This is a genomic window from Streptomyces collinus Tu 365, assembly GCF_000444875.1.
GTDB classification, from domain to species: Bacteria; Actinomycetota; Actinomycetes; order Streptomycetales; family Streptomycetaceae; genus Streptomyces; species Streptomyces collinus_A.
Genome location: NC_021985.1, coordinates 1,432,113 through 1,446,892, shown reverse-complemented (window position 1 = coordinate 1,446,892; position 14,780 = coordinate 1,432,113). Strand labels below are relative to the sequence as shown.

Annotated in this window: 12 protein-coding genes and 1 pseudogene; 3 read left to right on the top strand and 10 right to left on the bottom strand. The window is 73.2% G+C overall.

The window, feature by feature from the left end; all coding sequences use genetic code 11:
- The first annotated feature begins 197 nt into the window (after positions 1–197).
- Positions 198–911: a zinc ribbon domain-containing protein gene (locus B446_RS05930; RefSeq protein ID WP_078614649.1), complete on the top strand. Its 714-nt coding sequence runs from the start codon at positions 198–200 to the stop codon at positions 909–911.
- A 304-nt stretch (positions 912–1,215) separates the two neighbouring features.
- Here the strand turns inward: B446_RS05930 and B446_RS05925 are convergent, their stop codons facing one another.
- From B446_RS05925 to xylB, 7 genes are all read right to left on the bottom strand, one after another.
- Entirely contained in the window at positions 1,216–2,739 is a 1,524-nt protein-coding gene (locus B446_RS05925) for an aldehyde dehydrogenase family protein (protein ID WP_020938507.1), read from the bottom strand.
- A 56-nt stretch (positions 2,740–2,795) separates the two neighbouring features.
- A complete protein-coding gene (locus B446_RS05920) occupies positions 2,796–4,103 on the bottom strand; it encodes a GAF domain-containing protein (RefSeq protein WP_020938506.1) in 1,308 nt (435 codons plus the stop codon).
- Positions 4,104–4,182: 79 nt separating this feature from the next.
- Positions 4,183–4,785, bottom strand: coding sequence for an N-acetylmuramoyl-L-alanine amidase (locus B446_RS05915; protein ID WP_020938505.1), 603 nt, complete (start codon positions 4,783–4,785; stop codon positions 4,183–4,185).
- A gap of 106 nt (positions 4,786–4,891) precedes the next feature.
- A complete protein-coding gene (locus B446_RS05910; protein ID WP_020938504.1) occupies positions 4,892–5,905 on the bottom strand; it encodes an acetamidase/formamidase family protein in 1,014 nt (337 codons plus the stop codon).
- A 177-nt stretch (positions 5,906–6,082) separates the two neighbouring features.
- Positions 6,083–7,567, bottom strand: coding sequence for an APC family permease (locus B446_RS05905; protein ID WP_020938503.1), 1,485 nt, complete (start codon positions 7,565–7,567; stop codon positions 6,083–6,085).
- A gap of 213 nt (positions 7,568–7,780) precedes the next feature.
- A complete protein-coding gene (locus tag B446_RS05900; protein ID WP_020938502.1) occupies positions 7,781–8,989 on the bottom strand; it encodes an ROK family transcriptional regulator in 1,209 nt (402 codons plus the stop codon).
- A 52-nt stretch (positions 8,990–9,041) separates the two neighbouring features.
- Positions 9,042–10,487: a xylulokinase gene (gene xylB, locus B446_RS05895; protein WP_020938501.1), complete on the bottom strand. Its 1,446-nt coding sequence runs from the start codon at positions 10,485–10,487 to the stop codon at positions 9,042–9,044.
- Between the two features lie 190 nt (positions 10,488–10,677).
- Between xylB and xylA the strand changes: the two genes are divergently transcribed.
- The gene (xylA, locus tag B446_RS05890; RefSeq protein ID WP_020938500.1) at positions 10,678–11,844 is read left to right on the top strand and encodes a xylose isomerase; all 1,167 of its coding nucleotides are present in this window, start codon (positions 10,678–10,680) and stop codon (positions 11,842–11,844) included.
- Positions 11,845–12,585: 741 nt separating this feature from the next.
- Here the strand turns inward: xylA and B446_RS36860 are convergent.
- A pseudogene (locus tag B446_RS36860) lies at positions 12,586–12,753 on the bottom strand (esterase-like activity of phytase family protein); the annotation flags it as partial.
- Between the two features lie 360 nt (positions 12,754–13,113).
- On the opposite strand from B446_RS36860, the gene B446_RS05875 reads away from it, so the two are divergent.
- Complete coding sequence (locus B446_RS05875; RefSeq protein WP_043477738.1) at positions 13,114–13,296, top strand: hypothetical protein; 183 nt, start codon at positions 13,114–13,116, stop codon at positions 13,294–13,296.
- A gap of 156 nt (positions 13,297–13,452) precedes the next feature.
- Here B446_RS05875 and B446_RS05870 read toward each other — a convergent pair whose 3' ends face one another.
- On the bottom strand, positions 13,453–14,295 hold the full coding sequence (locus B446_RS05870) for a hypothetical protein (protein WP_020938497.1): 843 nt from the start codon (positions 14,293–14,295) through the stop codon (positions 13,453–13,455).
- A 137-nt stretch (positions 14,296–14,432) separates the two neighbouring features.
- Positions 14,433–14,729: a hypothetical protein gene (locus tag B446_RS05865; protein WP_020938496.1), complete on the bottom strand. Its 297-nt coding sequence runs from the start codon at positions 14,727–14,729 to the stop codon at positions 14,433–14,435.
- Positions 14,730–14,780 lie beyond the last annotated feature (51 nt).

Sequence of the window (14,780 nt, the reverse complement as noted above, 5' to 3'; positions counted from 1 at the left end):
GCGTATCCGTTGCACCACCACGACCCCTGCAGGCCCGGGCCACACCCCCGCACCGCCCCACCGCACCCCCTCCGAGCAGCCGGGAAGCGACAGGCCCCCGGCCCCCGGCCGCCCCCGAGGCACCGGCGCCGCAGCCCATCGTGGCGGTACAGCCCGCGAAACCGCAGGCTCCACGCCCCGTAGTACGGCCCGCAGCGGTGACGGAGGAAGTGGAGGGGAGACCCTGTCCCTCCTGCGGCACGCCCAACCAGCCGGACCGCCGGTTCTGCCGGCGCTGTGCGGCCCCGCTGAAGCCCACCGCGAAGGCCGACCCGCTGCCGTGGTGGCGGACCGTGTGGCCGTTCCGCCGCCGGGTGCGGGCGAGTTCGGGCCGGGGGGTGCGGCTCCTGGTGATCCTCGCCGTGGTGCTGGCTCTGTGCGCGGGCGCCGTCCTGCTGCTGCCGGCCGGACGCGCCCTGTTCGAGGACACCCGGGACAAGCTGTCCGACCCCAGGCCCGTGACCCCGGCACGCACCAGGGCGAGCGCCGAGGTCCCCGGGCACCCGGCGAAGAACACCACGGACGGGCTGGCCAACCGCTACTGGGGCGCGCCCGCGCCGGGCGCCTCGGTGACGTACGTCTTCGCCAAGCCGTTCCGGATGGTCGACCTGCTCATCACCAACGGCGCGTCCAAGGCACCGGAGGAGTACGCCCGCGAGGGACGCGCACTGCAGATCGACCTTGAGGTGACGACGCAGGACGGAGAGCGGTACGACAAGCGGCTGGCCCTCAGCGACAAGCCGGGCTCGCAGCCGTTCCCCACCGGAATCAGCGACGTGAAGACGGTACGCCTGGTCCTGCGCTCGGCCACCGGCCTGGCACCGGGCCGCCACCTGGCTCTGGCGGAGGTGGAGTTCTTCCAGCGGTCCTGATCGGGCGATATCGAGCGATATCCAGCGATACGGAGGCTTCGGCATGCGCGCGAGGAAAGAAGAGCCCCGGTCCCCAGACCCGGCCGCCCTGACCCGGGCACCGGGACCGGCTCACGACCGTCGCACCGGAGCCAGGCTGCCCGCCAGGCGTCCGGCCCCCGCGGTCGTGGCGGCCCCGCAGGGCTCGGCGGGCCATCAGGCGGCGGTCCGCATGCTCCGCCGGGGAGGCACGCAGCCGGTGCAGCGGGTTGCGCGAAAGGCGCCTGACGGGTGAAAACCCCGTCAGGCGCCTTTTCGCAGGCGTCTAGAAGAAGCCCAGCTTCTTCGGCGAGTAGCTCACCAGCAGGTTCTTCGTCTGCTGGTAGTGCTCGAGCATCATCTTGTGCGTCTCGCGGCCGATGCCGGACTGCTTGTAGCCGCCGAACGCCGCGTGCGCCGGGTAGGCGTGGTAGCAGTTGGTCCAGACACGGCCCGCCTGGATCGCACGCCCTGCCCGGTAGGCGGTGTTCATGTCACGGGTCCACACGCCCGCGCCCAGCCCGTAGAGCGTGTCGTTCGCGATCTTGATGGCGTCGTCGAAGTCGTCGAAGGACGCCACCGACACCACCGGACCGAAGATCTCCTCCTGGAAGACCCGCATCCGGTTGTCGCCCTCGAAGATGGTCGGCTGGACGTAGTAGCCGCCCTTCAGCTCGCCGTCGTACTCGACGCGCTCGCCACCGGTGAGGACCTTGGCGCCCTCCTGCCGGCCGATGTCCAGGTAGGAGAGGATCTTCTCCAGCTGGTCGTTGGAGGCCTGCGCGCCGATCATCGTGTCCGTGTCGAGGGGGTGCCCCGGCTTGATCTGCCGGGTGCGGGCCACGGCCGCCTCCAGGAACTCCGCGTAGTTCCCGCGCTGGACCAGCGCCCGCGAGGGACAGGTGCACACCTCGCCCTGGTTCAGCGCGAACATGGTGAAGCCCTCGAGCGCCTTGTCCCGGAAGTCGTCGTCCTGCGCCCAGACGTCGTCGAAGAAGATGTTCGGCGACTTGCCGCCGAGCTCCAGCGTGACCGGCTTGATGTTCTCCGAGGCGTACTGCATGATCAGCCGCCCGGTCGTGGTCTCCCCGGTGAACGCGACCTTCGCCACCCGCGGGCTGGACGCCAGCGGCTTGCCCGCCTCCACGCCGAAGCCGTTGACGATGTTCACCACGCCCGGCGGCAGCAGGTCCGCGATCAGGCTCATCCAGTAGTGGATGGACGCCGGGGTCTGCTCCGCCGGCTTGAGGACCACCGCGTTGCCCGCGGCGAGCGCCGGGGCGAGCTTCCAGGTGGCCATCAGGATCGGGAAGTTCCACGGGATGATCTGCGCGACCACGCCGAGCGGCTCGTGGAAGTGGTACGCCACCGTGTCGTCGTCGATCTCGCCCAGCGAGCCCTCCTGCGCCCGGATCGCTCCCGCGAAGTAGCGGAAGTGGTCGATGGCGAGCGGGATGTCGGCCGCCAGCGTCTCGCGCACCGGCTTGCCGTTCTCCCAGCTCTCCGCCACGGCGAGCGATTCGAGGTTCGCCTCCATGCGGTCGGCGATCCTGCGCAGGATGTCGGACCGCTCCGTGACCGACGTACGGCCCCATCCGGGCGCGGCCGCGTGCGCCGCGTCCAGCGCCCGCTCGACGTCCTCCGCGGTACCGCGCGCGACCTCGGTGAACGGCTGCCCGTTCACCGGCGACGGGTTCTCGAAGTACTGCCCCCGCGCCGGCGGCACGTACTCACCGCCGATGAAGTGGTCGTAGCGCGCCTGGTAGGAGACGATCGCGCCCTCGGAGCCGGGCGCCGCGTAACGGGTCATGCTGGTCTGCCTCCCGGTGAAGCGCTGCCCGCCGTTGGGCAGCTCTCGGCGCGAGGCTAGGCGGGCGGACGTTGCAAGTACGTTGCGCCGCCGAGCGGCCAGGATACCGGGCGGCCCGGTGCGGCCAGCTCCGTCTCCAGCGCAGCCAGCCGGGCCCGCACCGCGGGCACCGGCCGCACCGCCGCCAGGGCCCGCCACACCTCCAGGTCGTCCTCGCCCCATGGCGCGTGCGCCCAGTCGGCCAGCAGGTCCGGGTCGCGGTGGGCGATCAGCGCCGTGCGCAGACCGTCGGCGAGCCGGCGCCGCAGCCGTACGACCGCCGGGGCCTGGGAGCCCGGCAGCAGCGGACCGGCGTACGCTTCCGCCGCCGACATCAGCGCGCCTGCCTCGAGGCGCCGCTCCACCACGGTGGCGTCGGACTCGACGGCCGCCGTCAGCCGGTACGGCCGGGAGGCCAGCAGCCCCGGCCCCACCAGCCGCCTGAGCCGGGCCAGCTCGGCGCGCAGCGTCACCGGCGTCACCGACTCGTCGGCGTACAGCGCGCACAGCAGCTCGTCGCCGGACAGCCCCTCGGGATGGCGGGCGAGCAGCACGAGGATCTCGCTGTGCCGGCGGCTGAGCCTGATCCGGCGCCCGTCCAGGCGGAGCTCGGCCTCGTCCCGGCCGAGCGCGCTGAGCAGAGCCCCGCCGTCACCGAGCCGCGGTGGTGCCAGCAGCGCGAGCTGCGACTCGGCCGCCCGCGCCACCGCCTGCACGAAGCCCAGGCTGTGCGGATGCGCCAGGCCGTCGCCACCGGTGATGTCGACGGCGCCGAGCACCCGTCCGGTGTGCGGATCGTGCACCGGAGCGGCCGCGCACGTCCACGGCTGGACCCGCCGTATGAAGTGCTCGGCCGCGAACACCTGCACCGGCCGGTCCAGGGCGACCGCGGTGCCGGGAGCGTTGGTGCCGACCGCGGTCTCCGACCAGCGCGCCCCCGGCACGAAGTTCATGCCGTCCGCACGGCGCCGCGTCGCCGGATGCCCCTCGACCCACAGCAGCCTGCCGTGCGCGTCGCAGACCGCCAGCAGGTGTTCCCCGTCCGCCGCGAACGTGCCCAACAGCTCCCGGAACAGCGGCATCACCCGGGCCAGCGGATGCTCCGCCCGGTGGGTGCCGAGGTCGCCGTCGCTCAGCTCCACGCTCGCGCCGCCGTCCGGCCCCACCCCGGCCCGAGCGCTGCGCTGCCACGACTCGGCCACCACCGAACGCACCGGGCGGGCCACCTCGCCCGCCGTGGTGAACGTCTCGTGCGCGCGGCGCAGCACCCGGACTCGCTCGGCGGGATCGGCCCCCGGTTCCAGGGCCACCCACGGATCGGTCAACACGGCCTCCCCGGACGGTGAAACGACTGACACCATCGTCACTCGCCGTGTTCGTGCGGACAACCGGTTCGACGGCCCGCTATGCGAAATTGACCAGTCTGAGGTAGCGGACCCAGTCCCAGTAGGGCCCCGGGTCGGTGTGGTCGGTGCCCGGCACCTGGTAGTGGCCGATGATGTGCTCCCGGTCCCTGGGGATGCCGTACCGCGCGCAGATCGAGGCGGTCAGCTTCGCGGACTGCTCGTAGAGGGCGTTGGTGAGATAGGCGGGCTGGTCCACCCACCCCTCGTGCTCGATACCGATGCTGCGGGTGTTGTAGCCCCAGTTGCCCGCGTGCCAGGCGACGTCGGCCTCCCGCACGCACTGGGCGACGTGCCCGTCCGCAGAGCGGACCAGGTAGTGCGCCGACACGGCCTTCTGCGCGTTCCGGAAGATGGCGAGGGTGTCCGGGTAGGTCTCCTGGGTGATGTGGATGACCACCCGGTCGACGGCGTAGGTCGCGGGCCGGTCGGACGAGGTGTAGTTGGCGGTGGTGGCCGGCTGCCACTCCGCCGTCGGGTAGTCGACGGCCGTCCGCGCGCCCGCCCGGGCGTCGGGGAGCAGGACGGCGGGTACGGCGGCGACGACCGCGCCCCTCAGGATCCGTCGTCTGCTGAGCTGCGGTCGGGGCCGGTTGCTGTCCATCGGCGGCTGCCTTTCGGAAGCTGTGGGGGGTGTGGGGGGTGTGGGGCTATGTGGCGCTTTTTCGTCGTGCGGGGCTGAGGACTCGCGCGGAGCGGCTGATGCGACGTCAGAGGCGGAGTTTCCGGGCGGTCTCACGCAGTTGGGCGTGCAGACCGCGGTAGGGCTCTCGCCCGGGCAGCCACTCCTTGCGGAGCTTGGCCACGCACGTGTAGTTGGTGTCGCACACGTTGGCCACCGGCGATTCGACCGCCTGGGTCGCGAACTGGTATGCGTCCAGTTCGCTGAACCCGTAGTCGCGTACCAGCCATCGCACCAGGTCAAGCTGCGATATCCGGAACGCGTCCTCCAGTGGGCGCGCCGATCCGGTCGAGATCAGATGCGTGTCCGATTCCAGTCGGGGCCAGGGCGTGGCGACGTCCTTGAGCAGGTCGACGATCACCACGGTGTTCATGGCGCACTCCACGGCCACCCCGCAGGTCTCGCCCTCTCCCTGCCGCGCGTGGCCGTCGCCGAGGCTCAGCAGCGCGCCCTCGACATTGACCCCCAGATAGCAGGTCACCCCCGCCCGCATCTCGGGAGTGTCCATGTTCCCGCCGTGCGCGTCCGGCACCAGGGCCGAGCGCACCTCCAGGTTGGCGGGCGCCACGCCCACCGTGCCGTGCATCGGGTCGAGCGGCAGTTCCAGCTCCAGGTCGCTGTCCCGTGCCCGGAAGAGGGCGGTGCGCCGGGTGCGGTCGAGCTGCCAGATCCAGACCCGCTCCGGCAGCGGGGACTGCAGCGTCGCCGTGGCATGGGTGGAGGTGAGCGCGCCGAACAGGGGCACGGTGGTCGACGCGGCCCAGTCTCTGGCCGGTTCGACGGACACGAAGTGCACGGCCACCGTGTCCCCGGGCTCGGCACCCTCCACGTGGAAGGGGCCGGTCTGGGGGTTGAGGAAGGGGAACTCGCAGACCTCGGAGACGAGGTCCTTCTCGGACCGCACCCGGCCGGCGAAGCAGTCCTCCGTGTAGAGGTCGAGAACCGTTCCGGGAGTGATACGGGCCACCGGGGGTGCACCGCCGAACGTCCAGGCGTAGTCCTCCGGTCCCGGGCGCACCTTCAGGATCCGCGGATCGGTCATCGTGGCATCGGTCCCTTCTGCGGGGGGCGGAACGAGCGGAGCCATGAGCAAGGAGCCTTCGGGAAGCCGCTGCGGAACTGCTCAGTGGTGCCCGAACGGTTGTGGGGGCAGCCGGGGCGTATCGCCCGCGTCCGGCCTCGCCTGGGCTTCGCCGCCCGGCCGTCCGGGCGGCGGCCGTCAGCGGGGCACTGCCCCGTCCGGCGTGCTGTCGACCGCGTCGGGTTCGTCGAGGTGCACCCGCGCGGTCTCGGCTATCCGCTCGGGATGACGCCGTATCAGTACCACGAGGACCACCACACCGGCCGCCATCCAGCAACCGACCACCGGTCCGGCGTACGACACCGGCGCCGACAGCTCCGTCACGAAGTCGAACGCCGGGATCCCGGCGGCGGTCAGCAGCGCGGGGACGAACGCGGTGATCCCCAGCACGGGGAACACCAGGTGCCGTACCGGCTTGAACGACTGCCGGCCGCCCCGCAGGAAGTGACCGGCGCAGGCCACGTTCACGACGATGTAGACGCCCACCACGACCGTGACGATCACCGTGGCCAGGAGCAGGAACGCGGTCACCGGGTCGTAGGCGAAGCCGAGCCCGAGGACCGCGCCGACGGCGACGACGGTCTGGACCGCGATGCCGGCGACGGGGGAGCGGTGCCGGGGGTGCAGGGTGGCGAGCAGGCGGGGCAACACCCGGATCCGGGCCAGGGCGAAGGCCGTGCGGGTCGCGACGTTGGCGCAGGCGTTGGCGTTGGCGATCGTCGAGTTGACCACCGCCAGGAACACCAGCACCCAGAAGAGGCCGAACGAGGCCCGGGCCACGCCCTCCCACGACGAGGCGCCCGACGCGCCGAAGCCGCCGAACCGCTCCGGGCCGACGTACACGGTCATGGCGTACGTCGTGACCACGTAGAACAGACCGATCCCCAGAGCCGCCCCGAGGACCGCCCGGTGCATCGTCCGGCGGGGGTCGCGTGTCTCCTCCGCGAGCGGCGCCGCGGCCTCGAACCCGGCGAACGCCAGGACCGTGTACACGGACCCGGCGAGGACACCGCCGGCCCCGGAGTACCCGTCCGCGGTGTGCGAGGTGGTGAAGACGGACAGGGTGTTGGCGTCGCCCGCCTTCGCGACGAGCAGGCCGGCGAACACCACCAGGACGAGGATCTCGAAGATTCCGAGAACGGTGCCGAAGCGGGCCGAGGCGCGCACGCCGAGCAGACCGGCGGCGGCGATCACCGCGGCGCCCGCCAGTGCCCAGGGCCACCACAGGCTCGACGGGAACGAGGACCACTCCTCGTGCAACGTGTCCGCCGTGGTGAAGCCGAGCTGGAGGAGGAGCAGCGGCGGGACCAGCATCTCCACGAAGACGTAGCCCCAGCCGACGAGGAAGCCGACCGCCGGGTGCAGACCGCGGGCCGCGTAGGTGGCCACGGAGCCCGCGGCGGGTAACTCGCGTGCCAGTTCCGCCACACAGGAGGCCGTGAACAGGCACGCCACCAGCGCGATCAGCACGGCCAGCGGCAGACTGCCGCCCGCGAAGGCCGCGCCCGAAGGGATCGAGGCCGCCACCGCGGCGGCCGGTGCCATGGCCGTGATGCTCTGGAACAGCACCTCACGCAGTCCGATGGCGTCCCGCCGCAGTGTTCCGCTGGTCTCCGCGCTCATGTGTCCCCCCGACAGGTGTCAGCCGACTCCGACTCGCGTGTGTCTCCTCGCCCGGTGAGCGCTGCGCCGTGACGTCCCGGCTGCCGCGCCTCGTGTGATTCACGGTACGGCTCGGGCGAGTTGGGCAGAAGGGTGCGCGGTGGTTCCGTGGACGACTCGGCGACTGTGGACAACTCGGCCACCCGATCGGGTGAGGCTGAGCCGTCTGAGCCGTCAGGGTCGTTCCCCGACCACCGCCGGGTCGTCCAGCACGGCGCGGACGACCGAGTGCGCCGCGCCCAGGAGCGGGCCCTCGGGGCCCAGCCCGGACACCGAGACCGGGCAGGCGGGTCCCGCCGTACGGCCCGTCAGCTCGTCGCTCAGCGACGGCAGCAGCCAGGGGGAGAGCCCGGCGAGGGCCCCGCCGAGGACGACGGTCTCGGGGTCCAGCAGATTGACCGCTCCGGTCAGGGCTATGCCGAGCGCGGCTCCGGCGTCCCGCAGAGCCCGCCGCACCGCCTCGTCGCCCTCCTCGGCCCGCGCCGCGAGCAGTCCGACCAGGTCCTCGTGCGGCTCGAGTCCGGCCGCGCGCAGCACCGCCTCCTCACCGGCGTACTGCTCCAGGCACCCGCGCCCCCCGCACGGGCAGGCGGGTCCGTCCGGGTGGACGGGCACGTGGCCCAGCTCGCCGGCGAAGCCCCGCGTGCCGCGCAGTACCTGCCCGTCCACGACGACCGCGGCGCCGATGCCGATCTCGGCCGAGACGTGCAGGAAGTCACGCGGGGTGTCGGCGCCGAGCCACAGTTCGGCCAGCGCGCCGTAGTTGGCCTCGTTGTCCACGGTCACGGGGAGTCCGCCGGGGAGCAGGGGACCGAGGTCGGTGTCGTTCCAGTCGAGGTTCGGGGCGCGCACCACCGTGCGGCCGTCCCGGGCGACCAGTCCCGGCACCGCGACCGCGAGACCGGCCGGCCACAGCCCCTCACGGTCCGCGTCGGCCAGCACCCGGCGGACCAGCGCCGTCAGCTCCTCGATCACCGGCTGCGGGGCGCGGCCCCGGTTCGCCCCCTGCCGCACCGCCCGGGCGCGGACCGTGCCGCGCAGATCGACCGCGCACACCGCCAGGTGGTCGACGCCGATCTCGGCCCCTACGCCGGCCGGGCCCCGCGCGCTCACCGCGAGCGCGGATCCGGGACGGCCCACCCGGCCCGGCCGCTCGGGACCCAGTTCCTCCAGCAGTCCCCAGCGGATCAGCTCGTCCACGAGGGTGGACACCGCGGCGCGGGTCAGGCCGATGTGCGAGGAGACCGCCGCCCGGGACAGCGGGCCCCGGGCGCTGACGGCGTGCATGACCCGGGCCAGGTTGCGGCGGCGCATGCCCTGCTGGGTGTCGGACAGGGCGCGTCCGGTGGCGGGCGGGCGGCCCTCGTGCAGCGGTGCGGTCATGCCTCCGTCGTTCCTCGTCCCGTGGCCCGGCTCAGCGGCTGGCGGGGCCGGCTCAGCGCGCTCGCGTCCCCCGCTCCAGCAGCGGGGCCGCGTCGGAGAGTACCCCGCTGATCCGGGCCAGCGTCGCCTCGTCCCGCTCCACGGCCTCCAGCACCGGGCCGGCGGCGGTGTTCCAGCGACGGGCGACCGCGGCCGGGTCCTCGCCGGTCAGCAGGCCCGCGGCCTGTGCCGCGGCCCCGAGGGCGACGAGCTCCCCGGCCTCGGGGACCTGGACGGGCCGCCCCGACAGCCGCCGTACCGTCTGCTGCCAGGCGGCGCCCCGGGCTCCGCCGCCGATCAGCAGGAGCGGGGTGGTGCGGTCCGCGTCCTCGTCGAGCACCAGGTCGAGTGCGCCGAGCAGCGCGTGCACCGCCCCGTCGTAGGCCGCCTGCAGCAGCTGGCCCGGGGTCGTGTCGTGCCGCAGCCCGTGCAGCAGGCCGGAGGCGTTCGGCAGGTTCGGGGTCCGCTCGCCGTCCAGGTAGGGCAGCAGCGTCACGGTGGTGCCCGGCTCGACGGCCTCTCGGTCCAGGCCCAGCAGGGCCGCGACGCGGTCGACGGCCAGCGTGCAGTTCAGGGTGCAGGCCAGCGGCAGCCAGTCGCCGTGGGCGTCGGCGAACCCGGCCACCGTGCCCGTGGGGTCGGCGGGGCGGTGCCGGGAGACGGCGTACACGGTGCCCGACGTGCCGAGGCTCAGCACGGGGGTGCCGGGCCGCAGGCCGAGGCCCAGCGCGGCGGCCGCGTTGTCGCCGGTTCCGGGGGCGACCAGGGTGCCCTTGGAGAACGGCAGGTCGTGGTTGTCGCGCACGGTTCCGGCCACCTCGCCCGGCCGCACCACGCGGGGGAGCAGCGCGGGGTCGAGGCCCACGTGGGCCAGCGTCTCCGTGTCGTACGCCTCCGTTCCGGACGCCCACCAGCCGGTGCCCGAGGCGTCGCCGCGGTCGGTGGTGCCGTACCCGGTCAGGCGCTCGGTGAGGTAGTCGTGCGGGAGCCGCACCGCCTTCGTGGCGCTCACCGTGTCCGGCTCGTGCTCGGCCAGCCAGGCCCACTTCGTGACGGTGAACGAGGCCCCGGGCACGCTGCCGGTCCGCTCCGCCCAGGCCTTCGGGCCGCCCAGCTCCTCGACCAGCCGGCGGGCCTGCGGCGCCGAGCGGACGTCGTTCCACAGCATCGCGGGACGGACGGGTTCACCGCGCTTGTCCAGGGTGACCAGGCCGTGCTGCTGTCCGCCGATCGACACCGCTGCGGCCTCGTGCGCGGCCTCGCCGCACTGGTGCAGCGCCTCGCACAGGGCGTCCCACCACTGGCGGGGATCGCTCTCGCGGCCGGCCCCGGAGGAGACGGTGTGCGGTGCCTGGCCGCTCGCCACGATCTCCCCGGTGGCCGCGTCGACGACCAGTGCCTTGGTGGACTGGGTGGACGTGTCCACGCCGACGACGAGCGGTCCCTCGGCTGCTGACATCGGGCTCTCCCTCTTCCGCGGCCCAGCGGGGCGTGAGCTGAGCCGGCCAGGACATCTTCCTGCGCCCTCTGCCGACGATTGTCGGCGAAACCACGGTGTCGAGGACACCCTGTCTCTTCCCAGAGGAGCGTCCGCATACTAATTTGTAAACGGCCATGACGAATAGTCCCACCCAGCAAGGAGCCGCGGCATGAGCTACCAGCCCACCCCCGACGACAGGTTCACCTTCGGCCTGTGGACCGTCGGCTGGCAGGGAAGGGACCCGTTCGGCGACGCCACCCGCCGCGCCCTCGACCCGGTCGAGTCGGTGCAGCGACTGGCCGAGCTCGGCGCCCACGGCGTCACCTTCCACGACGACGACCTGATCCCCTTCGGCTCTTCGGACACCGAGCGCGAATCGCACGTCAAGCGGTTCCGCCAGGCCCTGGACGCGACCGGCATGCGCGTCCCGATGGCCACCACCAACCTCTTCACGCACCCGGTCTTCAAGGACGGCGCGTTCACGGCCAACGACCGGGACGTGCGCCGCTACGCGCTGCGCAAGACCATCCGCAACATCGATCTGGCCGCCGAACTGGGTGCGCGCACCTACGTCGCCTGGGGCGGCCGTGAGGGCGCCGAGTCCGGTGCCGCCAAGGACGTGCGCGCCGCCCTCGACCGGATGAAGGAGGCCTTCGACCTCCTCGGCGAGTACGTCACCTCGCAGGGCTACGACATCCGTTTCGCCATCGAGCCCAAGCCGAACGAGCCGCGCGGCGACATCCTGCTGCCCACCGTCGGCCACGCCCTGGCCTTCATCGAGCGCCTGGAGCGCCCGGAGCTCTACGGCGTCAACCCGGAGGTCGGCCACGAGCAGATGGCCGGGCTGAACTTCCCACACGGCATCGCACAGGCCCTGTGGGCGGGCAAGCTCTTCCACATCGACCTCAACGGGCAGTCCGGCATCAAGTACGACCAGGACCTGCGGTTCGGCGCGGGCGACCTGCGGGCGGCCTTCTGGCTCGTCGACCTCCTGGAGAGCGCCGGTTACGACGGGCCCCGCCACTTCGACTTCAAGCCGCCGCGGACCGAGGACCTGGACGGCGTGTGGGCGTCGGCGGCCGGCTGCATGCGCAACTACCTGATCCTGAAGGAGCGTGCGGCCGCCTTCCGCGCCGACCCGGAGGTTCAGGACGCGCTGCGCGCCTCACGTCTGGACGAGCTGGCGCAGCCGACGGCGGCGGACGGCCTGCAGGCCCTGCTCGGCGACCGCTCCGCCTTCGAGGACTTCGACGTGGAGGCCGCCGCCGCGCGCGGCATGGCCTTCGAACACCTCGACCAGCTGGCGATGGACCACCTGCTGGGCGCCCGCGGCTGAACGTGCACGCGCGCGGGGGCTCCTTCATGAGTCACCCGCGCGCGTGGCCGCGGCCGGGCGGGCACCCGTCCGGGAACCGTCGTGCGGGCCGCCGTCGTGCGGGCCCGGGAACCGCGGAACCGTGCGGTCCGCGGTGTGAGCCGGTATCAGCTTCCGCGCGCGGGTAGCCGCGTGACCGGGAGGCGGCGACTCTGGACGCTATGTCCCAGCCGCCCGTACCTCCCGTGCCGCCCGGACCGCCGCACGGTGGCGCTCCACCTCCGCCCGGCGGCTTCGGCCCGCCCCCTGACGGCTTCGGCCCGCCCCATGACGGCTTCGGCCCGCCCCATGACGGCTTCGGCCCGCCCCATGACGGATACGGGCCGCCCCTCTGGGGCGAACCGCGCCGGTCGACGCCGCCCGGGCCCGGGCGGCCCGGGCGTGGCCGGCTGCTCGCCGTACTGGCCGTGCCGGTGGCGGCCGCCGCTGTTCTCGCGGTCGTGCTGATGACCTCCGGGAGCCATGGCTCGCAGGACCGGAAGGGGCCGGGCGGGAGCGGCACGGACGGCAGCAGCTCCGCCCGGCCGTCCTTCAGCCTCCCCACCGAGCTGCCGTCCCGGCTGCCGAGCGGGCTTCCGTCGGGGTTCCCGAGCGAGCTGCCCTCGGACCTCCCGAGCAGCCTCCCGAGCGACCTGCGGAGCCTGGTGCCCTCGTTGTCGGGAGAACTTCCCTGAACCCGCCCGCAACCACGGCCTCTTGCGCCTACAAGCCCCTGGGCAGCCGGACGTAGGCCACGGTCGTCTCTATCCCGCTGTCGACCAGCCGGCCCTGTGCGTCGAACGCGCCCGCGCCGTCCGTCATGCCGAAGTCGTTGTCGTTGATCAGGGCGAGCGTGCCGTGGTCCACGCGCGCCACGCCTTCGATCTTCCCAGCACACCGCTCACCCTCTGTCGCTGCCGATGCCGCGGAGATCCACTCCGTGGTCGTCGGCAACGCTGCCGGGCAGGAACGCGTTGCCGAACGCGCCGAGCGGGATCCTCCCGAGCGGCGCTGTGCGCACGACACGGGCGTCTCCGGGCGGCGCGGCCGTGGCCGTTCCTGCGGCCGGCAGGGCCGCGGCCAGGGCCATGGGCAGGCCCGCCCCTGGCTCGCCGGGACGGCCTACGCTGTGACCTGGACCACTAAGGGGTGCGTCTCAGGGACGGCTCAGGGTCGGGGCCCGGAACCGCCGGGAGCGCGGGGCCGTTCTCAGATCAGGAAGCGGCAATGGCCGCGAAGGAGGCGACGCTGATGTCGAAGAACGCGAAGATCGCCGCAGGAGGCGTGGCGGTCGGTCTTCTCCTGCTGATATGGCTGCCCTGGTGGGTGGCGTTCCTCATCGTGGTCGGCGTGCCCGCCGCCGCGTACCTGACGCTGGACCCCTCCCAGCGGCGCAGGCTCCGCAGGGTCACGCGCAAGGAACTCGGCCGCTGAGGGCCGGCCGGCGAGGCCGCCCGTTCTCCTGACCTGCGGGCGGCGCCGGACCAGTGGTCCGGACCCGCGGGCGGCGCCGGACCAGTGGTCCGGACCCGCGGGCGGCGCCGGACCACTGGCTGCCGCGGCGACGCGCACGGCGCGGTCGCCGCGGCGTCAGCTCGGCCGTACGGCCATCTTGTCGAGCGCTTCCAGGAGACCGGGAAGTTCGGGGCCCCGGCCCACCGGCAGCACCTCTCCGGGCTCCTCGTCGAGCAGGACGAAGGCGATGTCGTCGGTGCGGGCCACCATCGACCAGCCCGGCCCGTCGGCGCGCAGCGTACGGGCGTCGCCCGGGGCGAACGACGAGCGCACGCGGCCGAGCGGCGGCGGTGAGTCCACGTAGGCGCGTGCCTCCGCCAGTACGCGCCGGACGCCCTGGTGACCGGACTTCGGCGCGGCCTCCTCGTCGTCGGGCGCGGCCGTGGCGGTCGTCGCCGGCTGCTCGGCCGAGGGGAGGTAGTCAGCGCCGATCTGCTCCCGCCAGACGGCCCACTGCAGGGCGATCTCGTCGGCGCCCAGGCGACGCTGCGCCGGTCCCCAGGTACCGGTGTCCGGGGGAGCCAGGGCGGGGCCGTCCGCGACGTCGGGGGCGGGGTCGTGCGGCGCGGGTATCCCGGGAGCCGCGACCGCCACGGCCAGCGGCCAGCCCGGCAGGGCGACCACGACGCTGCGCTCGTCCGGTGACAGCTCGTACTCCATGCCGCAGTCCCACGACGCGATCGCGACGGCGACCAGCGAGACGTCGTCGATGACGACCGTCCAGCGGGCGCCGTCACCGTCCTGGCCGAGCACCAGACCGTACCCGTCGGCGCGCGGCGCGAGACCCAGCGCGGCACAGGCCTCCGGGTAGTCGTCGCCCAGCACGCTCGGGAACTGCGCCGGTGTCAACAGCACCGCCGTGAGCACATACAGCGCCTCGTCGGTGGCGGTGACGGCCTCTTCGTCCGTTCCGGCCATCCCTGCCTCCCAGTGTTTCGTCCGTCGGCGCACCCTAGTGCGAGCGAAAGGCGCTTGTCACGACTACGCACACCACGCGGACCTGCAGGTTTCCACCTGGACGGGGGCGAAATGCCCCTCGGAGACCGAGAGCTGTCTCAGGCCGGCGGCAGCCCCAGGAGATCCCGGGCCACCGTCCGGGGCGACTGACCCCGCTCCCGGGCGAGCGTGACGACCGCACGGCACGCCAGTTCGCTCACTCCGAAGGAGAGTGCCTCGGGCGACACCCAGGTCGTCGCCTCGTCGCTGCCGTCCTGGTCGTCCTCCACGCGGGCCGCCACGTAGACGGCAGCGGCTTCGAACAAGTTGTGCGCACGCCGGCCCCGGGTCCCCGGAGCCTCGGTGGGTGAGGAAGAACGGAATCTGGCGGTGTACTTGCGTATCGCGTCGAACACGTGCCCCACCTCTCCCCTGTACGGGGTCGCCGGCCATCGTCCGTCTGATGC

Coding starts and splice junctions, on each gene's coding strand:
- B446_RS05915 (WP_020938505.1), bottom strand. CDS start 4,785: ATGGACAGCAACCGGCCCCGACCGCAGCTCAGCAGACGACGGATCCTG.
- B446_RS05870 (WP_020938497.1), bottom strand. CDS start 14,295: ATGGCCGGAACGGACGAAGAGGCCGTCACCGCCACCGACGAGGCGCTG.
- B446_RS05875 (WP_043477738.1), top strand. CDS start 13,114: ATGTCGAAGAACGCGAAGATCGCCGCAGGAGGCGTGGCGGTCGGTCTT.
- B446_RS05900 (WP_020938502.1), bottom strand. CDS start 8,989: ATGACCGCACCGCTGCACGAGGGCCGCCCGCCCGCCACCGGACGCGCC.
- xylA (WP_020938500.1), top strand. CDS start 10,678: ATGAGCTACCAGCCCACCCCCGACGACAGGTTCACCTTCGGCCTGTGG.
- B446_RS05905 (WP_020938503.1), bottom strand. CDS start 7,567: ATGAGCGCGGAGACCAGCGGAACACTGCGGCGGGACGCCATCGGACTG.
- xylB (WP_020938501.1), bottom strand. CDS start 10,487: ATGTCAGCAGCCGAGGGACCGCTCGTCGTCGGCGTGGACACGTCCACC.
- B446_RS05910 (WP_020938504.1), bottom strand. CDS start 5,905: ATGACCGATCCGCGGATCCTGAAGGTGCGCCCGGGACCGGAGGACTAC.
- B446_RS05925 (WP_020938507.1), bottom strand. CDS start 2,739: ATGACCCGTTACGCGGCGCCCGGCTCCGAGGGCGCGATCGTCTCCTAC.